This is a genomic window from Pantoea sp. SM3640 (genome assembly GCF_015654165.1).
GTDB classification, from domain to species: domain Bacteria; phylum Pseudomonadota; class Gammaproteobacteria; order Enterobacterales; family Enterobacteriaceae; genus Pantoea; species Pantoea vagans.
Genome location: NZ_CP064872.1, coordinates 3,230,819 through 3,252,945 on the forward strand (window position 1 = coordinate 3,230,819; position 22,127 = coordinate 3,252,945).

The window sequence follows — 22,127 nt, forward strand, 5'->3', positions numbered from 1 at the left end:
CAATGACAACCCAACCTCAATCCCCTAAAGCGCGTCCGGAAGCGCTGGCCGAACGGGTCTATCAGGCACTGAAGGCCGATATTTTCGCCTTTCGCCTGATGCCGGGCGATCGTTTCAGCGAAAGCGAAATCGCCGGACGGATGGCGGTCAGCCGCACGCCAGTGCGCCAGGCGTTGTTCCGGCTGGAGCGCGAAGGCTTTGTCGAAGTCTGGTTCCGCAGCGGCTGGCAGATCAAAAACTTCGATTTTGCCTGGTTCGAATCGCTGTATGACCTGCGCACCGTGCTGGAGTGCGAGGCGGTAAAACGCCTATGCGCCCTGCCCACGCCGCAGTGTGCCGCGCTGTTAAGCGAACTTAACCAGTTCTGGTGTGAGGCAGAGGCGCTCACCGAGGGCCTGGTAGTGTCGCAGCATGACGAGGCGTTTCACATGACGCTGGTGGCGGCAGCGGGCAATCCGGAGATGGCGCGCATTCACGCCGAACTCACGGAGAAGATCCGCATTATTCGCCGGCTCGACTTTACCCGCGATGACCGCGTCTGGGCCACCTATCAGGAACATGCACAGATTTTACAGGCCATTTTTCAGCAGCAGACAGGCGAGGCGCAACGCATCCTGACCGATCATATCGCCGTCAGTAAGGCGGAGGTCAGGAAGATCACCCTGCACCGCCTGCAGCAGGCCCGGCTCCAGCTCACCGAATAACATAACAACCACTCAGGGGTTTAAATGATGAAAAGACGTTCGTTGATCAAGGCTTTCGCGCTCTCCGCTACCGTTGTCAGTCTGGGTTTCGCCTGGAGTGCGCACGCGGCTGACACCATCAAAGTGGGGATCATGCATTCGCTCTCCGGCACCATGGCGATTTCAGAAACGCCGCTGAAAGATGTGGCGCTGATGACCATTGATGAGATCAACGCCAAAGGCGGCGTGCTGGGGAAAAAGCTGGAGCCGGTGGTGGTCGATCCCGCCTCTAACTGGCCGCTGTTTGCCGAGAAAGCGCGTCAGCTGCTGACGCAGGATAAAGCGGCGGTGGTATTTGGCTGCTGGACCTCGGTATCACGCAAATCGGTGCTGCCGGTGTTTGAAGAACTGAACGGCCTGCTGTTCTATCCGGTGCAGTACGAAGGGGAAGAGATGTCACCCAACGTCTTCTACACCGGCGCGGCACCTAACCAGCAGGCGATTCCGGCGGTGGAGTACCTGATGAGCGAAGATGGCGGCAGCGCGAAACGCTTCTTCCTGCTGGGCACCGACTATGTCTATCCGCGCACCACCAATAAGATCCTGCGCGCCTTCCTGCACAGCAAAGGCGTGGCGGACAAAGATATCGAAGAGGTTTATACGCCGTTTGGTTACAGCGACTATCAGACCATTGTCTCCAACATCAAAAAATTCGCGGCAGGCGGTAAAACGGCGGTGGTCTCGACCATCAACGGCGACTCCAACGTGCCGTTCTACAAAGAGCTGGCTAACCAGGGCATCAAAGCCACTGACATTCCGGTGGTCGCCTTCTCGGTGGGCGAAGAGGAGCTGCGCGGTATCGACACCAAACCGCTGGTAGGTCAGTTAGCGGCCTGGAACTATTTCGAGTCGATCGATAATCCGACCAACGCGAAATTCGTCGCCGATTACCGCGCTTACGCCAAAGCACACAACCTGCCAAACGCGGCTACCGTCGTGACCAACGACCCGATGGAAGCGACCTATGTTGGCATTCATATGTGGGCGCAGGCGGTGGAAAAAGCGGGCACGACGGACGTGGATAAAGTGCGGGCGGCAATGGCCGGTCAGACCTTCAAAGCGCCGGATGGCTTTACCCTGACTATGGATCAGACCAACCATCATCTGCATAAGCCGGTCATGATTGGCGAAGTGGAAGAGAACGGCCAGTTCAGCGTGGTGTGGCAGACCGATAAGCCAGTGCGCGCGCAGCCGTGGAGCCCATACATTGCCGGTAACGACAAGAAGCCCGATCACCCGGTGAAGACCGCGCAGTAAGCGCGCGTTGCTGATGAGAAAGCGTCACCCGCAGTGACGCGGCAGTACGGCAGCCACTTTTCAGGCTGCCGTACTGACCTTGCCAAACGAGACTCCTTTTATGAATTTATGTCGCTGCTTTTTCAGCCTGCTGCTGCTGGTCCCGCTGTTTGCCAGTGCCGGACCGGCGGCTGACTTTGCCGCCGCCAGCCGCAGCCAGCAGGCCACGCTGCTGCAACAGTGGGCCGCTACGCCGGACAGCCATCGTCTGCCGCTGCTGGAAGCGCTGAAAGCCGAAACCGTGGTCATCGACCAGAACAAACAGCCATTCAGCCAGCAGGGTTCGACGCTGCAGCCGCTGGACGCTGTATCGCAGCCCACCGGCAACCTTAAAAAGCTGTTTATGAACAATCGCCTGCGCGTGCTGGTGAACAACGCGCTGGCTGCCCATCAGCTGGTGAGCAGCGATGCCACACTGCGTTTGCGCGCAGCGCAGCAGCTGCAGAATGACGGTTCTGCAGACCAGCTGCCGCTGCTGGAACAGCGTCTGGCCGCCGAAAAAGATAGCCGCGTTCACGCCGCATTAGCGCTGGCACTGGCGAACCTGCAACTGGCGGATGGGGAACCGATGGTGCGCCTGCGGGCGGTGAAACTGCTGGGTGAGTCCAGCGATCCCAATACCCAGGCCAGCCTGCAACGCCTGACCCAGCCCGCGAATGAGCCGGACGCCACCGTGCGGGCAGCCGCAGCGGAGAGCCTGCAACAGATTCAGAAGCGGCTGATGTGGGGCGATCTGCTGGGCCAGGCCTTCAGCGGCCTGTCGCTGGGTTCTATCCTGCTGCTGGCCGCGCTGGGCCTGGCGATTACCTATGGCCTGCTCGGCGTGATCAACATGGCGCACGGTGAAATGCTGATGCTCGGTGCGTACGCCACCTGGTGGGTTCAGAGCCTGTTTCAGCAGTTTGCCCCGCACTACTTAGCCTGGTATCCGCTGCTGGCGCTGCCGGTTGCCTTTATGGTCACTGCCGCTATTGGCATGGCGCTGGAGCGCACGGTGATCCGCCATCTCTATGGCCGTCCGCTGGAGACGCTGCTCGCGACCTGGGGCATCAGCCTGATGCTGATCCAGCTGGTGCGGGTGCTGTTCGGGGCGCAGAACCTGGAGGTGGCGAACCCATCGTGGCTCTCCGGAGGCTTACAGCTGCTGCCTAATCTGGTGCTACCGTGGAACCGCATCGCGGTAATCCTGTTTGTGGTGTTTGTGCTGGCGCTCACCTGGCTGCTGCTGAACCGGACCCGTCTTGGCATGAACGTTCGCGCCGTAACGCAGAACCGCGCCATGGCAGAGTGCTGCGGCGTGCCGACCGGTCGAGTCGATATGCTGGCGTTTGGCCTCGGCTCCGGCATTGCCGGGCTGGGCGGCGTCGCTCTGTCGCAGCTCGGTAACGTCGGACCGGAGCTGGGTCAGGGCTACATCATCGACTCGTTCCTGGTGGTGGTGCTGGGTGGCGTCGGCCAGCTGGCGGGCACCGTGGTTGCCGCGTTCAGCCTGGGGATTCTGAACAAAGTGCTGGAGCCGCAGATTGGCGCGGTGCTGGGTAAGATCCTGATTCTGGTGATTATCGTGCTGTTTATTCAGAAACGTCCGCAGGGACTGTTTGCGGTTAAAGGAAGGGTGACTGACTGATGACGCAACCCATCACGCTCCGCGCGGTGCACACGTCGCCGCGCCTGACGATCAGCATCGGTCTGGCGATCACCCTGGCGTTGCTGGTGATGCCGTTTCTGGCGCTGCTGCCCGCCACGCATCCGCTGGCGATCTCTACCTATACCCTGACGCTGGTCGGCAAAATCCTCTGCTATGCGGTGGTCGCGGTGGCGCTCGATCTGGTGTGGGGCTACGCCGGACTGCTGTCGCTGGGTCACGGCCTGTTCTTTGCTCTGGGCGGATATGCCATGGGCATGTACCTGATGCGCCAAGCCGCCGGTGAAGGCTTGCCCGCCTTTATGTCCTTTCTCTCCTGGCGTGAGCTGCCCTGGTTCTGGACCGGCACCGAATACTTTGCCTGGGCGCTCTGTCTGAGCATGCTGGTGCCGGGCCTGCTGGCGCTGGTGTTTGGTTTCTTCGCTTTTCGCTCGAAGATCAAAGGCGTCTACTTCTCCATCATGACCCAGGCGCTGACCTACGCCGGAATGCTGCTGTTCTTCCGCAACGAAACCGGTTTTGGCGGCAACAACGGCTTTACCGGCTTTACCACCCTGCTCGGCTTTTCGGTGACGGCGACCGGCACCCGTATCGGACTGTTTATCGCCACCGTGCTGCTGCTGCTGCTGAGTCTGGTGATCGGCTTCGCCCTGGCGCGCAGCAAGTTTGGCCGGGTGCTGACGGCAGTGCGGGACGCCGAAAACCGCCTGATGTTCTGTGGTTACGATCCACGCGGCTTCAAGCTGTTTGTCTGGACGCTCTCCGCCGTGCTGTGCGGCCTGGCCGGGGCGCTCTATGTGCCGCAGGTCGGCATTATCAATCCGGGGGAGATGTCACCGGCTAACTCGATAGAAGCGGCGATCTGGGTGGCGCTGGGCGGACGCGGCACGCTGATTGGCCCGCTGCTGGGCGCGGCGATTGTAAACGGCGCGCGCAGCTTCTTCACCGTCGCCTTCCCCGAATACTGGCTCTTCTTCCTGGGACTGATGTTTATCCTGGTGACACTGTTTCTGCCGCACGGCGTGATTGGCCTGCTGCGCCGGAGGAAAAAATGAGTGATGCCCTGTTTACCCAACCCCAGCTGGCGGATCGCCACCGGGCGCAGAGCGATCCGGTGCTGCAACTGGAGAAGATCAGCGTGTCGTTTGACGGCTTCCGGGCGCTGAACGATCTTTCGCTGCAGATTGGCATCGGTGAGCTGCGCTGCGTGATCGGCCCCAACGGCGCGGGGAAAACCACGCTGATGGATGTGATCACCGGCAAAACCCGGCCAGACGCGGGTCGGGTGATCTACGACCAGGACAGCGATCTGACCCGTCTTTCACCGGTAGAGATCGCCCGTGCCGGCATTGGCCGTAAGTTCCAGAAGCCCACGGTGTTTGAGGCGTTAACCGTGTTCGAGAATCTGGAGATCGCGCTCAAAGCCGATAAATCGGTCTGGGCCAGCCTGCGCGCTCGCCTCAGCAGCGAACAGCGCGATCGCATTGATGAGGTACTGAAACTGCTGCGGCTGGGCGGCGAACGCCAGCATCGCGCGGGTCTGCTGTCACACGGCCAGAAGCAGTTTCTGGAGATCGGCATGCTGCTGGTGCAGGAGCCGCATCTGCTGCTGCTGGATGAACCGGCGGCGGGCATGACCGACGCGGAGACGGACTACACCGCCGAGCTGTTTCGCAGCCTGGCGGGCAAACATTCCCTGATGGTGGTGGAGCATGACATGGGCTTTGTCGAGACCATTGCTGACCATGTCACCGTGCTGCATCAGGGACAGGTGCTGGCCGAGGGTTCGCTGCGCGAGGTTCAGGCTAATGAGCAGGTTATCGACGTTTATCTGGGGCGCTGAGATGTTACAGGTTACTGAACTGAATCAATATTATGGCGGCAGTCACATTCTGCGCGGCCTGTCGTTTGAGGTAAAGATTGGCGAAATTACCTGCCTGCTGGGGCGCAATGGCGTGGGGAAAACCACGCTGCTGAAATGCCTGATGGGGCTGATCCCGGCGAAGTCGGGCGAGATCCAGTGGCAGCAGCAGCGAATGAATGGTCGCAAGCCGCACCAGCGGGTGCAGGCGGGCATCGCCTATGTGCCGCAGGGGCGGGAAATCTTTCCGCGTCTGACGGTGGAAGAGAACCTGCTGATGGGGCTGTCGCGTTTTCCGGCAGCAGCGGCGCGTGAAGTGCCGGAGGAGATCTACCAGCTTTTTCCGGTGCTGCTGGCGATGAAGTCACGACGGGGCGGCGATCTCTCTGGCGGTCAGCAGCAGCAGCTGGCGATCGGCCGGGCGCTGGCCTGTCGGCCACAACTGCTGATCCTCGACGAGCCGACCGAAGGGATCCAGCCTTCGGTGATCAAAGAGATCGGCGCGGTGATCCGCCAGCTGGCGCAGCGGGGCGATATGGCGATCCTGCTGGTAGAACAGTTCTATGACTTCGCGGCGGAGCTGGCGGACAGCTATCTGGTGATGTCGCGCGGGGAGATCGTACAGCGGGGCCGCGGTGACACCATGGAAGCTGAGGGTGTGCGCGGCCTGGTAGCGATTTAAATCCGGCTCACAGTAAACCGGTCTCAACGGAGAAGTGCCGCTGTTCACCGCTGGCCAGAGTGATCAGCGTGCCAGCCTGCTGCGCGGCAAGAAAGCCCTCTGGCCGACAGGTGGCAGGCAGAATGTAGGCCGCCACCTGCTGATCGTGGTTATGCAGCAGCCAGCGGGTCGCATGCGGGAACTGCGCGGTAGAGAAGCGCGTCATCAGCGCATAACCCTGCGGCGAATGCAGCTCAAACTGCACGTCATCACCATACTGCGGCAGATCGTCCGCGAAAAAGACGATCTCCGGATCGCAGAGCTGCGGCTGATCGAGCTGCTGTAACGCTTGTGGATCGCGCGATAAGCGATCCGTGTATTCGCGCCAGGCCGGTGTCGGTCGCAGGTGCGCGGGGATCGAGCGACGCAGCTGGAATGCCTCTTCGGGGATCGACTGCCGGAAGCGTCCCTGATCGACCCACGCACTATTGAGGTGACACATATACTGCAACGGCATCGGTGCACCGGCGAGATTGGTCACCGTCATCTCTATCGTCAGACGCGGCCGATCGGCCTGAATGCGGACGGCAGGGGCCGCAAGGTAGTGATGGCCGAAACCTTTAACATATTCACACTCCCCTTCCAGCGACAGCGTCTGATCGTCCAGCACCAGCCAGGCGCTATCCATGCGGGCGCAGGCCATTTCACCGTGCAGCGGATGATCGTCCTCTGGCGCCGGGCAGCCGTTAGCCAGCAGCCCCGAATGAAAGGCAAAACAGCCATAGGTGTCGATGATCGAACTGGCGGGCAGCGGCTGTTTAAAACTGTGGCCCATGGTCAGGTTATGATCGTCGAACTGCACGTCCCAGATCATCTGACCGAGAAACGGCAGCACGGTCACGCTGCCGCGCCGGTTATGAATGCGCACCGCCTCAATGCCCGCCGGATAGCGAAACAGCTCAACCCGGAAGTCATCGCTCTCTAATAGCACCCAGGGCGTGGCGTGAAACTGCTCACGCGCTAAGGGTAAACGGGTTTTCATGATAACTCCTCCACCAGACGACCAGCGGCAACCGGCTGTTTTTTATGGCGCAGTTCGCCATAGAAGTAGAATCCGACCCAGGCAAAACAGAGCAGCGAGACGCCAAACGCCAGCTGCATTGACCCCAGCGTGTCAGACACCAGGCCCTGCAGCGCCGGAACAAAAGCCGCGCCGACAATCGCCATCACGATAAACGCGCCTGCTACTTCGGTATATTTATTATCGACCGTCGCCAGCGTACCGGCATAGATCGTTGCCCAGCAGGGGCCAAACAGCACGCTGACAAACACGGCGGCGTAGACGGCGGTAAAGTTCGGCACCAGCATCACCCAGGCCAGCGTCAGCACGCCCAGCACCGAATAGGCGATCAGCACTTTCTCTGCACGGAAGCGGGTCATCAGGAAGTTCGCCACGAACTTGCCGATAAAGAAGCAGACGAAGCTGTAGATCATAAAGTTCGAAGCGTGACGTTCATTGGCCGCCCCCAGCGTCAGCGTCAGACGAATGGTAAATGACCAGACCGCCACCTGCATGCCGACATAGAGGAACTGGGTCACAATGCCCCGTTTGAAGTGACGATTAGCCGCCAGATAGCGGAAGGTTTCGCCCAGCGACGGCCGGGATTTCTCATTACTCTCTGGTTTACAGCGCGGATAGCGGGTGAACATAAACAGCAGCATCACGACCACCAGCACCATGACCAGATATTTGTAGGGCTCCAGCGTATGTTCCAGCATCGTCAGGCGGAAGGCATGCGCCTGCTCTGCCGTCATCGTCGCCATCTGACTTTCCAGGCTGTCGCCATCCTGGAACACCAGATATTTACCCAGCACGATCCCCATCAGCGCACCAATAGGGTAGAAGGTCTGGCTGACATTAAGGCGCAGCGTGGCGTGGTCCCGATGACCAATCATCGAGCTGTAGGTGTTAGCCGCAGTTTCCAGAAAACTCAGGCCAATGGCGATGGCAAAGATCGCTGCCAGGAACATGGTGTAGGTCGCCATGTGCGAAGCGGGATAGAAGGCGATACAGCCAGCAATGTAGAGCGCCAGGCCAATCATGATCGCCATCTTGTAACTGGTTTTGCGGATCACCAGCGAGGCGGGGATCGCAATCAGAAAATAGCCGCCATAAAAGGCGCTCTGCACCAGCGCACTGGCAAAGTCGCTCAGGGCAAAGACGCTTTTAAACTGGGTGATCAGGATATCGTTGAGACTCGCCGCACAACCCCAGAGCGGAAAGAGGCATGACAGCAGAATGAACTGGAACAGCGGCGTTTTATTCAGATAGCCATCAGATTGCTGAACAATTTTCTGTTGCATAGCAGCACCTCAGTTACGGTTGAGAAAACGCTGGAAAGCCTCGGCGTCGGGATAAGCACACTGCGTGCCGCGCCCGGTGACGCTGCAGGCGGCATAAGCCGAGGCCTGGGTCATGGCGGCGGCCACATCGCCGGTTTTCACCAGCAGATACGCAAAGCAGCCGATAAAGGCATCACCCGCGCCGCTGGTATCGACCGCCTGAACCGGCGTCGCGGCCACGCGATGCACCTGGTCGCCGCTCATCCAGACTGATCCCCGGCTGCCCAGCGTGATGATCAGATTTTTAAGGCCGCGCTTCAGCAGCGACTGACCGGCGAGGATCACCTCTTCATCAGTGCTGACCGGCAGGCCGGTGAGGATCTCCAGCTCGGTTTCGTTCGGCATGAAGAAGTCGCATTTGCAGGCGTAGTGAATATCCAGCGTGGCAACGGCTGGCGCCGGATTCAGGATCACCCTGATCTGATGCTGGCGGGCAAAATCAATGGCGTAATAGACCGTTTCCAGCGGGATCTCCAGCTGCAGGATGATCAGCTCACAGGCTTTCAGCGCCTCTGCCGCGTCGTCGATATCGGCCGGTTTCAGCTGCTGGTTGGCACCTTTGATAATCAGAATGCGGTTCTGCGATTGATCATCGACAAAAATCGGTGCCACGCCGCTGGAGGTGCCTGCTGCGGTAGTGACAAAGCGCGTGTCCACGCCTTGCTGCTGTAAATTGGCTACGGTGTTGGGAGCAAAGAGGTCGTCGCCGACCTTGCTGACCATCATCACGTTGCCACCCATTTTCGCGGCCGCGACCGCCTGGTTAGCGCCTTTACCGCCGCAGCCAATGGCAAAGTCGGGCGCTTCAAGGGTTTCGCCCGCTTTCGGCAGGCTGTTGGTGTAGGTAATCAGATCGACCATGTTTGAGCCGATGACCGCAATTGTCATGACGAACCTCCCCGACGTTTTTCACATTTAAAATGTTATTAAAGTAACAATAACCTTTCTTAAAGGTTAAATATGTGACAAAAACCACATCCTAAAGCGGCGAATAATGCCGGAATACGGCATGGGCAGGGATTTAAAATGTTACTATTATAACAAGATCACATCATGGAGCGTGGCGACTGAGAGGCGTGATCGCCTGCATGGAGGGTCCGTTATCACCGTACGGCGGAGGTTTGCGGCCCTTACAGATTGCGGGTAAGATTGACTGCCAGCCTGGCGGATGAGACGCAACTCATTCAAATCTGTGAGGTTTGTAGCGTATCGACGTCGATTATGACGTCCCTTCTCCGCACTGCAGGATAGGTAACAGAGAGATGACCATGGAAACCCGGCGCGACGAACGCATTCACAAGCTGACGCAGGCGCTTAAACGCACCGACAAACTGCATCTGAAAGATGCGGCCCAGCTGTTAGGTGTCTCAGAGATGACGGTTCGCCGTGATTTAACCGAGCCGGGTTCCAGCGTGGTCCTGCTGGGCGGTTACATTGTCAGCGATCCGAAAAGTCATGCCGGCCACTATTTTGTCAGCGATCAGCATGGGCAGAATGCCGCCAGAAAGCAGCGGCTGGCGCAGGCGGCGGCCAGCCTGATCGGTGAGAACGATACGGTCTTCTTTGACTGCGGCACCACCCTGCCCTATATCGTCGATGCCATTCCCGACACCCTGTCATTTACCGCCATCTGCTGCGCCATGAACACCTTTCTGACCCTGAAAGAGAAACCGGCCTGCAATGTGATTCTCAGCGGCGGTGAATTTCATGCCGACAATGCGCTGTTTACGCCGATTGGCGTGCATACCATCCTGGACGATCTCTGTCCGACGCTGGCCTTTATCTCTGCCGCGGGCATCGACAAAGATCAGGGTGCGACCTGCTACAACACCAATGAGCTGATGATGAAACATCACGCCATGCTGCGCGCCCGAAAGTCGGTGCTGGTGGCGGACAGCAGTAAATATGGCAAAGTGCTGCCTGCACGCATCGCCGAGCTGCAGCGCTTTGATCTGCTGGTGAGTGATAGCGCGCCCGATCAGGCGTTACAAAACTGGCTGGTACAGCAGGCGATACCGCTGCGCCTGCCCTGAAGCCTGCCCCGGCACTATCGTCAGCGATTGAGCGCGGAAATCAGTCAGTTATCCCGCATGCTGCCCGGCATCACGTCCTACAGGGCATTATTCGCCGCCCCCCGGCTGGGATTAGACGGTGAAAAAGGCTAAACTTCGACATCATTCCAACGACCAACAGACCCAGAGGCTCAAACCAACGTGGCTCAATTCGTCTATAGCATGCATCGCGTCGGCAAAGTGGTTCCGCCGAAGCGTCATATTCTGAAAAACATCTCCCTCAGCTTCTTCCCTGGCGCAAAAATCGGCGTACTCGGTCTGAACGGTGCGGGTAAATCTACCCTGCTGCGCATCATGGCCGGCATCGATAAAGACATCGAAGGGGAAGCGCGTCCGCAGCCAGGCATCAAGATTGGCTACCTGCCGCAGGAGCCGCAGCTTAACCTTGAACACACCGTGCGCGAGTCGGTTGAAGAAGCGCTGTCAGAAGTGGTTGGCGCACTGAAACGTCTCGACGAAGTCTACGCGCTCTATGCCGAAGAGGGTGCAGATTTCGACAAGCTGGCCGCTGAGCAGGGCCGTCTGGAGGAAATCATCCAGGCACACGATGGTCATAACCTGAATACCCAGCTGGAACGTGCTGCCGATGCGCTGCGCCTGCCTGACTGGGACGCTAAAATTGCGACCCTTTCCGGTGGTGAACGTCGCCGCGTCGCCCTGTGCCGCCTGCTGCTGGAAAAACCAGACATGCTGCTGCTGGACGAACCAACGAACCACCTGGACGCCGAATCTGTCGCCTGGCTGGAGCGCTTCCTGCATGACTTCGAAGGCACCGTCGTCGCGATTACGCACGACCGTTACTTCCTGGATAATGTGGCAGGCTGGATTCTGGAACTTGACCGCGGTGAAGGTATTCCGTGGGAAGGCAACTACTCCTCCTGGCTGGAGCAGAAAGATGCGCGTCTGGCGCAGGAAGCCTCTTCTGAAGCCGCTCGTCGTAAGTCGATTGAGAAAGAGCTGGAGTGGGTTCGCAAAGGACCAAAAGGCCAGCAGTCGAAAGGCAAAGCCCGTCTGGCACGCTTTGAAGAGCTGAACAACACCGACTACCAGAAGCGTAACGAAACCAACGAACTGTTCATTCCGCCAGGTGCCCGTCTGGGTGACAAAGTGCTGGAAGTCAGCAATCTGCGTAAGTCCTATGGCGACCGTGTGCTGATTGACGATCTCTCGTTCTCCGTGCCAAAAGGCGCGATTGTCGGGATTATCGGTCCGAACGGCGCGGGTAAATCAACGCTGTTCCGCATGATGTCCGGTCAGGAACAGCCTGATTCCGGCAGCATCGTACTGGGTGAGACCGTTAAGCTGGCCTCCGTCGATCAGTTCCGCGACAGCATGGACAATTCCAAAACCGTGTGGGAAGAAGTCTCCGGCGGTCAGGACATCATGCGTATCGGTAACACCGAGATGCCAAGCCGCGCCTATGTCGGACGCTTTAACTTTAAAGGCGTCGATCAGGGCAAACGCGTGGGCGAACTCTCCGGTGGTGAGCGTGGTCGTCTGCACCTCGCAAAACTGCTGCAGGTTGGCGGCAACATGCTGCTGCTCGATGAACCAACCAACGACCTGGACATCGAAACCCTGCGCGCGCTGGAAAACGCCCTGCTGGAGTTCCCGGGCTGTGCGATGGTGATCTCGCATGACCGCTGGTTCCTGGACCGTATCGCGACGCACATTCTGGATTACCAGGATGAAGGCAATATCGAATTCTTCGAAGGTAACTTTACCGAATATGAAGAGTACAAGAAGCGTACCCTCGGCGCCGACGCGCTGGAGCCGAAGCGCATCAAGTACAAACGTATGACGAAGTAATTGACTAAACGGGCGGCAGCGATGCCGCCCTTTTTTATCGCTGTATCAGCGATAAAACTCCCTGAACACAGGGGACTGCAGTGCGAACTCAATAAAGCGCGCCAGCGCGGGTGAGTTCAGCTTTCGCCCCGGATAGACCAGCCATAGCTCATTCCCCTCCACTTCCCAGTCCGGCAGCACCGGCACCAGCCGGGGATCCGCCATCGCGCCATCAGTCAGAAAGTGCGGCAGCAGCGTAATGCCCGCATCGCCCAGCGCCGATTCACGCGCATAGAGTAAATTGTCGGTGAGATGACCCGGCGGCAGCAGCCAGCGGTAGAACTCATCGTCACGCTGCAAAACCCATTCATTCCAGGCGCGATGCGCAATACAGCGGTGAGCCGACAGCTGCTGTGGATGCAGCAGCGGCGGGTGCTGGTTAAGATAGTGCTGAGAAGCCACCAGCAGCCGCGGGCAGTTGCCTATCCGGCGGCCAATCAGTGAAGATTCCTGCGGCTGACCGGTGCGCAGCGCCACATCAAAGCCCTCCTGCACCAGATCGCGCATCTCATCGGAGATCGAGACATCCAGCGTCACATCCGGATAGAGACGTAAAAACTCTGCATTACAGCGCGCCAGCAGCGTAGCGCCAATCCCTGCCGGGCTGGTGATGCGCAGGCGCCCGCTGGGGTTTTCCCGCAGGCTGGCAATCGCCTGATCGGCGCGTTCACTGGCCTGCATCATTTCCTGACAGTGCAGCAGATAACGCTCACCGGCAAAGGTCAGATTGAGCTGGCGGGTGGTGCGGTTCAGTAACCGGATCCCCAGCCGCTGCTCCAGCTGGCTGATGCGCTGACTGACGCTCGATTTGGGCAGACCCGCGCGTTCCGCCGCGCCGGTAAAGCTGCCACACTCCGCCACCAGCGCAAACAGAGCCATATCCTGCCACTGACGAAACGCCATTGTTCACCTCAGACGAACACTCTATGAAAGATTGTCCATCTTATCACCGCTAAAATCAGGTTCTACACTTAAAGCCTGTCTTCATCATTACAGCCCGTCTGTCCATGGAGAGTATGTACACCGACTCCCGACCAGGCTGTCAGAGAAAAGAGCCAGACTCTTTGCTTAACTACACAGGAAAACGTTATGTCTATTCGCGCTATCGCAATTAATCCGGAAAATCCTGAACACTTCACTGAAATTTTCCCTGAAACCCCAGCGCCAGGTGAGTATGACCTACGCGTTGAAGTCAAAGCTGCGTCCGTCAATCCGGTCGATACCAAGGTGCACAAAGGGGCGAAGAAGAATGGCTTACAGCAGCCACGCATCCTCGGCTGGGATGCCAGCGGCGTAGTGCTGGAAGTGGGCAGCTCAGTCAGCAACTTTAAGCCTGGCGATGAAGTCTTCTATGCGGGCGACCTGACCCGTCCTGGCAGTAACAGCACCGAGCAGCTGGTTGACTCACGCATCACCGGTCACAAGCCAGAGAGCCTGGACTGGGCGCAGTCGGCGGCGATCCCGCTGACAGCCCTGACCGCCTGGGAAGGCCTGTTTGAACGACTGAATCTTGAGACAGCATCAGAAGATCAGACGCTGCTGATCGTCGGCGGCGCAGGCGGTGTCGGATCACTGGCGATCCCACTGGCGAAGCTGCGCAGCAAGGTGAAGATCATTGCGACCGCCTCGCGTGAAGATTCAGCCCAGTGGTGCCGCGATCGCGGTGCCGATCTGGTGATCAACTACAAAGATATGATCGGTGAGCTGGAGAAACAGGGCATTAAGCAGGTCGATTATATCTTCTGCCTGAATGACACCGACGGTCACTGGGAAACCATGGCGAAGCTGATCGCTCCACAGGGTCACATCTGCACCATCGTGGAAAACGAACATCCGCTGTCGATGGACCAGCTGAAGCTGAAGAGTGCGGCGCTGCACTTCGAGCTGATGTATACCCGCAGCATGTTCAACACGCCGGATATGGCGCGTCAGGGCGAGATTCTGGATGCGGTATCGGCATTGCTGGACGAAGGGAAGCTGCAAACCACACTGAGCGAGACGCTGCACGGCCTGAGCGTTGAAACCTTAACTGCCGCCCACCAGCGCGTGCTGGAAGGCCATATGCGCGGCAAAGTGGTGATGGTTTATTAATGCGCTGACCCGGCTGCCTTTCGGCAGACCGGGCCAATGCATGCGTTACGACTGGGCGTTTTTCTCGCCTAGCATCGCTTTCACCAGTTCAATGCAGCGCAGGAAGCGAGTGTCATAATCATCTTCCTTCACGTGCAGGAATTCGATGTTGTTTTCCCGCAGCATCGTGACCAGCATCGACTGAAACTCCCGTCGATCCACTGAACTGCCCAGGCTTCGCAAGCCATCCGCGACCCAGGGCACATTGTTCTCCAGCAGGATCACCAGATCAAAACGATATTCATCGATCAGCGCCTGCACAAACGGATGTTCACGCCCTTCATACTTGAGACAAAACGCCTGCGTGGTGACAAAATCGGTGTCGATAAACGCCACTTTGTTGGCATATTTGACGGCGAAATCGATGTACTGCGCCTGGCCCAGCGCGATCTTGTCGTAATCGGAATATTGCAGCGCCATTTCATCACCGCCCAGATGGGAAAAGACATAATCGCGGCCATATTCCCAGGCACTGGTGGTATTGAAGATGTTGGCGAGTTTATTCACCAGCGTCGATTTACCGCTCGACTCTCCGCCAAGGATCGCCACGGTGCGCACAAAGAACGGTTTCACTTCCGTGGGAATGTAATCCCAGAAGCGGAACGGATCCTGACGAATCTGCGCGCCGCTGATGCTCATAAAGGATCGGTTAGGATCGACCAGCACAGTCTGAATGCCCAGGTGCTGCTGGTACATCTCCGCATCGGGCGCTTCGCTGGTGTAGATGCAGTCTGGCGCAATGCCGTGCTCACTGAGAAACGCGCTGACGCCTTGACTCCAGACGTCCCAGCCGTGCGGATAAGGTTCGATCCCCTCCTCATCAAAGGCGTGAATGCGGATATTCTTCTGATACTTAAAGGTCTGCAGCAGCCAGCGCAGGCGATCGCTGACCGTCGGCTGCTGTGACATCGCGCTGTTCTCAAACAGCTCGCGATCGCGCGGCTCGTCATAACCCATAATGATATGCAGCTCATCCACCTGGCTACAGGCGCGCTGAATCAGATAGATATGGCCGGTATGCAGCGGATAAAACTTACCAAATACCACGCCCACCGTTTTATCACGGCGCGGAAACTCCAGGCCCAGAAAGCGGTGCAGCGCCTCCAGCTTTTGCGCGCTGGGACTTTTGATTTTGGCATTGAGCAACTGGCTCAGATAGCCTTTGGTCATGCCGCTGGCATCAGCGACCTGTTGCAGCGTATGGCCCTGCTGGCGAATGGCCGTTTTCAGATAATCAAACGACGACATGTCGTGCCTCCTGCATCAATGCGGTTAAGGTGGGAACGGCCAGCCTGCGACGCAGGCTGGCCGCAGGCGCGTTACAGATCGTCCAGAATCGCCAGCGCATCGGCCAGCTTCTTCGCGCTGAAAACCTGCATCCCGGCAATCGGTTTTTTCGGTGCATTCCCCGCCGGTACAATGGCGCGTTTGAAGCCATGCTTCGCTGCTTCAGAGATGCGCTCCTGACCGCTGGGCACTGGACGGATCTCACCGGCCAGTCCCACTTCGCCGAAGATCACCAGATCCTGTGGCAGTGGACGATCGCGCAGGCTCGACACCATCGACAGCATCAGCGCCAGATCCGCACTGGTTTCGGTGACTTTAACGCCACCAACCACGTTAACGAACACATCCTGATCCGCCATCTGCAATCCGCCGTGGCGGTGTAAAACGGCGAGCAGAATCGCCAGACGGTTCTGCTCCAGACCCACCGCCACGCGGCGCGGATTGCCCATCATTGAGTGATCGACCAGCGCCTGAATCTCCACCAGCAGCGGACGCGTTCCCTCCCACAGCACCATGACCGAACTGCCCGAGGTGACCTCTTCGCCACGCGACAGGAAGATAGCGGATGGATTGCTGACTTCACGCATGCCCTGCTCGGTCATGGCAAACACACCCAGCTCATTCACCGCGCCGAAGCGGTTTTTATGGCTGCGCAGCGTGCGAAAGCGGGAATCGGCATCGCCATCCAGCAGCACCGAACAGTCGATGCAGTGCTCCAGCACCTTCGGCCCGGCCAGCGAGCCATCTTTGGTGACGTGGCCGACCATGATGATCGCCACGCCGCGCGTTTTGGCGAAGCGCGTCAGGTAAGCAGCGGTTTCCCGCACCTGAGCCACGCTGCCCGGCGATGACTGGATCTCCGCCATGTGCATCACCTGGATCGAGTCGATCACCATCAGTTGCGGTTGCTCCTGCTCGGCGATCAGGCAGATCTGCTCAATGCTGGTTTCCGACAGCATATTCACATTTTCGGTGGGTAATCCCAGACGATGAGCGCGCATCGCCACCTGTTGCAGTGACTCTTCACCGGTGACGTACAGGGTTTTCATCCCTTCTGACAACCGGCACATCACCTGCAGCAGCAGCGTGGATTTGCCCGCGCCCGGACTGCCGCCAATCAGAATAGCGCTGCCCGGTACGACGCCGCCGCCCAGCACCCGGTCAAACTCTTTGAAGCTGGTCGAGAAGCGCGGTAACGCCTCCAGGCTGATTTCAGAGAGCTTCTGCACCCGGCTGGTGCCCGCGCTGCCGGCATAACCACTCAGGCGCTCGTTACGCGCAGCGGCGGGCGAGGCGGCGATGCGCACCTCGGTGATGGTGTTCCAGGCGTGGCAGGCGCTGCATTGCCCCTGCCAGCGTGGGTAATCTGCGCCGCATTCATTACAGACAAATGCGCGTTTTGCCGCTTTGGCCAAATCAATACCTCTGTTAACGCTCTTCGTGGATCAGGCTGCCGGTGAGGATGCAGAACACACCCATTAAATCGGCATGGCGAATGGTGACCGCAGTCTGCTCATTCACCTTAGGTTTAGCATGGAACGCAATGCCCAGCGCTGAGGCTTTGATCATCAGCAGGTCATTGGCTCCATCGCCGATCGCCACCGTCTGTTCTGGCGCAATGTCAAAACGCTGCGCCAGCTTCTTCAGGGTATCGGCTTTGTATTGTGCGTCGACAACCGGACCCAACACGTTGCCGGTCAGCTTGCCGTCGCGAATTTCGAGTTCATTGGCCACCACCGCGGACAGATGCAGCTTGTCGCGCAGGTAGTCGGCGTAGTAGGTAAAGCCGCCGGACGCGATGGCAACCTGCCAGCCCAGCGCCTGCAGTTTCTGCGTCAGCGTCGTTAAGCCTGGCATCAGCGGCAGCGCATCACGCACCTGTTTGAGAATATTGGCGTCCGCGCCCTGCAGGGTAGCGACGCGCTGACGCAGGCTGGCGGTGAAGTCGAGTTCGCCGCGCATTGCGCGCTCCGTCACTTCCGCCACCTGCTCGCCGCAGCCCGCCAGTTTAGCAATCTCGTCGATGCATTCGATCTGAATCGCGGTCGAATCCATATCCATGACCAGCAGGCCTGGCGTTTTGAGATGCGGGATTTTGCCCAGCGGCGCTACGTCCAGCCCGGCGTCGTGCGCCAGCTTGCTGGCAAACGGCGTCAGCGATCCCGCCAGGCGAATCACCTGATACTCATCGACGTTCCAGGCGCTGACGATCACCATCGCCGCACCCAGTTGGTGCTGGTAATCGGTCAGCCGTTGCTTATCCAGCCCGCGGCCATACAGCAGCCAGCCGGTGCGGCCAGCGCGATAATCCAGCGGCATCACTTCATCACCGCTAAGAGAAAGGGGCAAACCCGGCCAGAGGGAGACATCGGCGGGAAGATCGCACCAGGTTAAACGATTTGGCATCAGAGCTCCTGTAGGGACAACAAAACCACGCAAGAGGCTACCTTGTCTGCGCCGCTTCTGGCAACATAATCTCCAGGCTTTCTGTTGTGATATGACCCGGATGATTAATGGCTAAAACCGCACTGAAATTTCGCTTACATCGTACCGTGATCGTGCTTATCTCGATGGCGCTGCTGGTCGTGCTGATGCAGGGCGCCTCCTGGTTCAGTCTCGGCCATCAGACGGCGCGTTCTGAGCAGGTCGAGGAGCTGGCGCATACGCTGACCAGCCAGGTGGCATTCAGCCTTAAACCGTTGATGGACAACAGTGAAAATAACCGGAATCAGATCGAAGCCATTCTTAATCAGATGACGGCGAACAGCCGTATTCTGGATGCGTCCGTGTATGACGGCGACGGCAGCCTGGTGGCGCACAGCGGTGAAAACATCAATGTCCGTGACCGGCTGGCGCTCGACGGCAAGCGCGCGGGCAGCTATTTCAACCACCAGATTGTGCAGCCGCTGGCCGGAAACGATGGCCCGCTGGGCTTTCTGCGCGTAACGCTGGATACCCACGTGCTGGTCACCGACTCACATCAGGTCGATAACACCACCAATATTCTGCGTCTGATGATGCTGCTGGCGCTGGCGATCGGCATTATTCTCTCCCGCACTCTGCTGCGCCACCGCCGCACCCGCTGGCAGCAGTCGCCGTTTCTGCTTACCGCCAGCACCCCGGTGAAAGAGGACCGGGATGAGGACGACGAGAAGAAAGAGTAACGCGCCGGCTGCGGTAAAGATAAAACGAGAAAGGCCCGCACAGCGGGCCTTTTTTATACTGCTCAAAAAACAAAATCCGGGTTTGTATGACCGCAATGAATAAGCTGAATGCGCAGGGAACACGGGCAGAGGAGGAAAGCGTCCCGCGCCAGGGACGGCGCGGGCCGAGCGGCCAGGGATGGTTTAAGCGACTTTCCGATCTGACCGTGTTTCCTTCGCAGACTCGATCTTACCGCTGGCCCGGACTGAGTTTGTCAAAAATGGAAAAGGCCCGCTGTGCGGGCCTTTTTTATGAGAAAGTTGCGGATTTGCGAGGCAGCTTCAATCAGCCGATCAACAACGTTTCCAGCTCACCCAGCGATTTGACCTGCCAGGTTGGTCTGATGTGTTCCGGCAACGGCCGGGTGCCATGATCGAGCCAGCAGGTTTTCACACCAGCATTCATGCCGCCCAGAATATCTGATTCTGGCGTATCACCCACCATCAGCACCCGCTGACGATCCGGATTGCCCATCAGATCCAGCGCGTAATCAAAGATCTCTGCCGCCGGTTTTGGCACGCCGACCTGCTCAGAAATCACCAGCGCCGAGAAGTAATCACGAAAACCGGTGCGCTCCAGACGCGTCTGCTGCAGCGCGGTAAAGCCGTTGGTGATAATGCCCATCTTTACCCGGCCATGCAGTTGATTCATCAGACTGACCGCACCCGGCAGCGGCGTGCAGATCTCCCCCATTGCGGTGAGAAAACCGCTGTTAAGGATCTCTGGCGCAACGCTGAGCTTTTCGCTCCAGTGGTTAAAACGCTGAGTCTGCAGCTGTAACGCTGAGATGGTGCCGTTCTGATAATCGACCCACAGCGGTTTGTTGATCGCCTGATAATCGCTGTAATCCTGGTCAGTGAACTGCACGTCATAACCCGCGAACAGGCGCTGCAAACCAGCATAGGCGTCGAAATGAAAAAGGGTATCGTCGGCATCAAACAGGATGCAATCCCAGTTATCTAACATTAAAGCTCCTTAACACCACTACGGCGTCAGGGCCATGAGAATGGCATCTTCACGGCCGCTGGCGGTGGGATAATAATTGGGGCGACGACTGACCTGATTGAATCCAAGCTGCTCATAGAGCGCGATGGCGGGCAGGTTCGAGGCCCGCACTTCCAGCCACAGCGTCAGCACGTCGCGTTTGATCAGTTCATCGATCAGATGCTGCAACAGCTGGCGGCCCAGTCCCTGGCGCTGAAAGGCGGGATCGACCGCGATGTTAAACAGCGAGGCTTCGTCCAGCACCACCTGGGTAATGGCAAAAGCGGCCATTTTGCCGTCGATATCGAGACGTAAATTGATAAAGCGCTCGCCCTGATTGCTGGCAAACGTCTTTTCACTCCAGGGAAACGCGTGACTACGACATTCAATGGCGTAGGCCTGCGCCAGATCGTCAGGGGTGAGTAAAGAGATGGCTGTCATGGTTACACATCTGTTGCCAGAGCGCGCGTTTGGCGACGCCGCTACTGATCAGTTCATTGAAAGAGGCGCTGGTTAAAGCCACGCCATTAAAAGTCTGTTCGCTCTCTACGCCGAGCAGCCAGCCCGCGCAGTTCAGCGTCTCCGGCAGCATTTGCAGCTGATCCGGCGTCACCGTCATCACCTGAGCGGGTTGCAGGTTGAGAGCATGCAGCACGTCGCGCATCAGCGGTTCATGCAGACCGGGCGGCGCGTCAGCGACAATAATTAACTGCGTGTCCGGTGCCAGCGTGACGGCAATTTCGCCCTGAAGCACGCGCGGGCGGCGCAGCTGGTACTGTGTAATTCCCATTTGCTGTAAAAGCCAGTCGCGCCTGGACGTCATGGTGTTACCTGTTCTGCTGCCTGAATGCGACGCTATGCTAGCAAACCCATCGAACATGCGCCAACAAACCACTATAATCCCCGCTCAGATCTTACAGGAGCCCTACATGTCTGCTTTAACCCCGGCCAGCGAAGTCATTCTGCGCCACAGTGATGAATTTACCGCCCGCCATGTTTTATTTGCTGGCGATCTGCAGGATGACCTGCCCGCTCAGCTGGAAACCGCCTCGTCGCGCGTTCACACCCAGCAATATCATCACTGGCAAAACCTGAGCCGCCGTATGGGCGAGCAGGCGCGTTACGGCATGGTTGCGCAGGCAGAAGATGTGCAGGGCTGCGATACGCTGGTCTACTTCTGGACCAAGAATAAGCCGGAAGTGCAGTTCCAGCTGCAGAACCTGCTCTCTCTGCTGCCGGTCGGCTGTGACGTATTCGTGGTCGGTGAAAACCGCAGCGGCGTGCGCAGTGCCGAAGGCATGGTGGAGTCGTGGGTGAAACTGGAGAAAATCGACAGCGCGCGTCGCTGTGGTCTCTACCACGGTCGCCTGGACAAACAGCCTGAGTTTGATGCCAGCAGCTTTGGTCATCAGTATCAGCTGGATGGTCTGACGATTCATACCCTGCCTGGCGTCTTCAGCCGTGATGGCCTGGACAGCGGTAGTGCCCTGCTGCTCTCGACCTTTACTCCGCACACCAAAGGTAAAGTGCTGGATATGGGCTGTGGCGCAGGCGTGATTGCCGCCTCTCTGCCGGCCCGTTCGCCTAAAGTGCGTCTGTGGCTGTGCGACGTGCACGCGGCTGCGATTGAAGCGAGTAAATTGACGCTGGCCGCCAATGGCATCGAGGGAGAAGTCTTCGCCAGCAACGTCTTCTCTGACGTCACGGGGCGTTTCGACATGATTATCTCGAACCCGCCGTTCCATGAAGGTACCCAGACCAGCCTCGACGCCGCCCAGGCGCTGATCCGTGGCGCAGTGAAACACCTGAACACCGGCGGCGAGTTGCGTATTGTGGCGAACACCTTCCTGCCTTACCCGCAGGCGCTGGATGAAGCCTTCGGCAGTCACGAAGTCATCGCACAGACCGGTCGTTTTAAAGTTTATCGCGCTGTTTACGGTCGCGGAGCCAAAACGCGCTAATCGCTTTTCCCGGCGTTAATGGCGTTGCCGGG

General features: G+C 58.5%; 21 protein-coding genes. 11 read left to right on the forward strand and 10 right to left on the reverse strand.

All coding sequences use genetic code 11. From position 1 onward, the window contains the following. The first annotated feature begins 2 nt into the window (after positions 1 to 2). From IV493_RS15075 to urtE, 6 genes are all read left to right on the forward strand, one after another. Positions 3 to 704 carry a GntR family transcriptional regulator gene (locus IV493_RS15075; RefSeq protein ID WP_195857372.1) on the forward strand — a complete coding sequence of 234 codons (702 nt, stop codon included), beginning with the start codon at positions 3 to 5 and terminating at the stop codon, positions 702 to 704. Positions 705 to 731: 27 nt separating this feature from the next. Then, the gene (gene urtA, locus IV493_RS15080; protein ID WP_195858189.1) at positions 732 to 2,000 is read left to right on the forward strand and encodes an urea ABC transporter substrate-binding protein; all 1,269 of its coding nucleotides are present in this window, start codon (positions 732 to 734) and stop codon (positions 1,998 to 2,000) included. A 100-nt stretch (positions 2,001 to 2,100) separates the two neighbouring features. Further along, the gene (gene urtB / locus IV493_RS15085) at positions 2,101 to 3,666 is read left to right on the forward strand and encodes an urea ABC transporter permease subunit UrtB (RefSeq protein WP_195857373.1); all 1,566 of its coding nucleotides are present in this window, start codon (positions 2,101 to 2,103) and stop codon (positions 3,664 to 3,666) included. Beyond that, the gene (urtC, locus tag IV493_RS15090) at positions 3,666 to 4,739 is read left to right on the forward strand and encodes an urea ABC transporter permease subunit UrtC (protein WP_195857374.1); all 1,074 of its coding nucleotides are present in this window, start codon (positions 3,666 to 3,668) and stop codon (positions 4,737 to 4,739) included. Before urtB ends, urtC begins: the two co-directional genes overlap by 1 nt. Then, the gene (gene urtD / locus IV493_RS15095) at positions 4,736 to 5,527 is read left to right on the forward strand and encodes an urea ABC transporter ATP-binding protein UrtD (protein WP_195857375.1); all 792 of its coding nucleotides are present in this window, start codon (positions 4,736 to 4,738) and stop codon (positions 5,525 to 5,527) included. The genes urtC and urtD overlap by 4 nt, the downstream gene beginning before the upstream one ends. A 1-nt stretch (position 5,528) precedes the next feature. Further along, on the forward strand, positions 5,529 to 6,227 hold the full coding sequence (gene urtE / locus IV493_RS15100) for an urea ABC transporter ATP-binding subunit UrtE (protein WP_033731451.1): 699 nt from the start codon (positions 5,529 to 5,531) through the stop codon (positions 6,225 to 6,227). A 7-nt stretch (positions 6,228 to 6,234) separates the two neighbouring features. Here the strand turns inward: urtE and IV493_RS15105 are convergent, their stop codons facing one another. The 3 genes from IV493_RS15105 to rbsK are packed head-to-tail and all read right to left on the reverse strand — an operon-like array spanning position 6,235 to position 9,497. Continuing rightward, positions 6,235 to 7,248: an aldose 1-epimerase family protein gene (locus tag IV493_RS15105; protein ID WP_195857376.1), complete on the reverse strand. Its 1,014-nt coding sequence runs from the start codon at positions 7,246 to 7,248 to the stop codon at positions 6,235 to 6,237. Continuing rightward, positions 7,245 to 8,570 (reverse strand): L-fucose:H+ symporter permease, encoded by a 1,326-nt coding sequence (gene fucP / locus IV493_RS15110; RefSeq protein ID WP_195857377.1) that lies wholly within the window; start codon positions 8,568 to 8,570, stop codon positions 7,245 to 7,247. Before fucP ends, IV493_RS15105 begins: the two co-directional genes overlap by 4 nt. A gap of 9 nt (positions 8,571 to 8,579) precedes the next feature. After that, positions 8,580 to 9,497: a ribokinase gene (gene rbsK, locus IV493_RS15115; RefSeq protein WP_195857378.1), complete on the reverse strand. Its 918-nt coding sequence runs from the start codon at positions 9,495 to 9,497 to the stop codon at positions 8,580 to 8,582. Between the two features lie 380 nt (positions 9,498 to 9,877). On the opposite strand from rbsK, the gene deoR reads away from it, so the two are divergent. Next, the gene (gene deoR / locus IV493_RS15120; RefSeq protein WP_195858190.1) at positions 9,878 to 10,642 is read left to right on the forward strand and encodes a DNA-binding transcriptional repressor DeoR; all 765 of its coding nucleotides are present in this window, start codon (positions 9,878 to 9,880) and stop codon (positions 10,640 to 10,642) included. A 180-nt stretch (positions 10,643 to 10,822) separates the two neighbouring features. Beyond that, positions 10,823 to 12,490: an energy-dependent translational throttle protein EttA gene (gene ettA / locus IV493_RS15125; protein ID WP_013356691.1), complete on the forward strand. Its 1,668-nt coding sequence runs from the start codon at positions 10,823 to 10,825 to the stop codon at positions 12,488 to 12,490. A gap of 45 nt (positions 12,491 to 12,535) precedes the next feature. Here ettA and IV493_RS15130 read toward each other — a convergent pair whose 3' ends face one another. Continuing rightward, positions 12,536 to 13,432 carry a LysR family transcriptional regulator gene (locus IV493_RS15130; RefSeq protein WP_013356690.1) on the reverse strand — a complete coding sequence of 299 codons (897 nt, stop codon included), beginning with the start codon at positions 13,430 to 13,432 and terminating at the stop codon, positions 12,536 to 12,538. Positions 13,433 to 13,618: 186 nt separating this feature from the next. Between IV493_RS15130 and IV493_RS15135 the strand changes: the two genes are divergently transcribed. Continuing rightward, complete coding sequence (locus IV493_RS15135; RefSeq protein WP_095706235.1) at positions 13,619 to 14,620, forward strand: zinc-binding alcohol dehydrogenase family protein; 1,002 nt, start codon at positions 13,619 to 13,621, stop codon at positions 14,618 to 14,620. Between the two features lie 45 nt (positions 14,621 to 14,665). Here IV493_RS15135 and nadR read toward each other — a convergent pair whose 3' ends face one another. From nadR to serB, 3 genes are all read right to left on the reverse strand, one after another. Then, entirely contained in the window at positions 14,666 to 15,907 is a 1,242-nt protein-coding gene (gene nadR / locus IV493_RS15140) for a multifunctional transcriptional regulator/nicotinamide-nucleotide adenylyltransferase/ribosylnicotinamide kinase NadR (protein WP_013356688.1), read from the reverse strand. 71 nt (positions 15,908 to 15,978) lie between these two features. Beyond that, complete coding sequence (gene radA / locus IV493_RS15145) at positions 15,979 to 17,361, reverse strand: DNA repair protein RadA (RefSeq protein WP_003854897.1); 1,383 nt, start codon at positions 17,359 to 17,361, stop codon at positions 15,979 to 15,981. 13 nt (positions 17,362 to 17,374) lie between these two features. Next, entirely contained in the window at positions 17,375 to 18,352 is a 978-nt protein-coding gene (serB, locus tag IV493_RS15150; protein WP_095706237.1) for a phosphoserine phosphatase, read from the reverse strand. A 107-nt stretch (positions 18,353 to 18,459) separates the two neighbouring features. Here serB and IV493_RS15155 point away from each other — a divergent pair, with 107 nt between their 5' ends. After that, the gene (locus tag IV493_RS15155; RefSeq protein ID WP_095706238.1) at positions 18,460 to 19,110 is read left to right on the forward strand and encodes a YtjB family periplasmic protein; all 651 of its coding nucleotides are present in this window, start codon (positions 18,460 to 18,462) and stop codon (positions 19,108 to 19,110) included. A gap of 325 nt (positions 19,111 to 19,435) precedes the next feature. On the opposite strand, the gene yjjG is transcribed toward IV493_RS15155, so the two are convergent. The 3 genes from yjjG to IV493_RS15170 are packed head-to-tail and all read right to left on the reverse strand — an operon-like array spanning position 19,436 to position 20,957. After that, positions 19,436 to 20,116 (reverse strand): pyrimidine 5'-nucleotidase, encoded by a 681-nt coding sequence (gene yjjG / locus IV493_RS15160; RefSeq protein ID WP_095706239.1) that lies wholly within the window; start codon positions 20,114 to 20,116, stop codon positions 19,436 to 19,438. Between the two features lie 18 nt (positions 20,117 to 20,134). After that, positions 20,135 to 20,575 carry a ribosomal protein S18-alanine N-acetyltransferase gene (gene rimI / locus IV493_RS15165; RefSeq protein ID WP_195857379.1) on the reverse strand — a complete coding sequence of 147 codons (441 nt, stop codon included), beginning with the start codon at positions 20,573 to 20,575 and terminating at the stop codon, positions 20,135 to 20,137. Beyond that, entirely contained in the window at positions 20,547 to 20,957 is a 411-nt protein-coding gene (locus IV493_RS15170; protein ID WP_022625367.1) for a DNA polymerase III subunit psi, read from the reverse strand. Before IV493_RS15170 ends, rimI begins: the two co-directional genes overlap by 29 nt. Positions 20,958 to 21,063: 106 nt before the next feature. Between IV493_RS15170 and rsmC the strand changes: the two genes are divergently transcribed. Beyond that, positions 21,064 to 22,095 (forward strand): 16S rRNA (guanine(1207)-N(2))-methyltransferase RsmC, encoded by a 1,032-nt coding sequence (gene rsmC, locus IV493_RS15175; RefSeq protein ID WP_033731428.1) that lies wholly within the window; start codon positions 21,064 to 21,066, stop codon positions 22,093 to 22,095. The last annotated feature ends 32 nt before the right edge of the window (positions 22,096 to 22,127 follow it).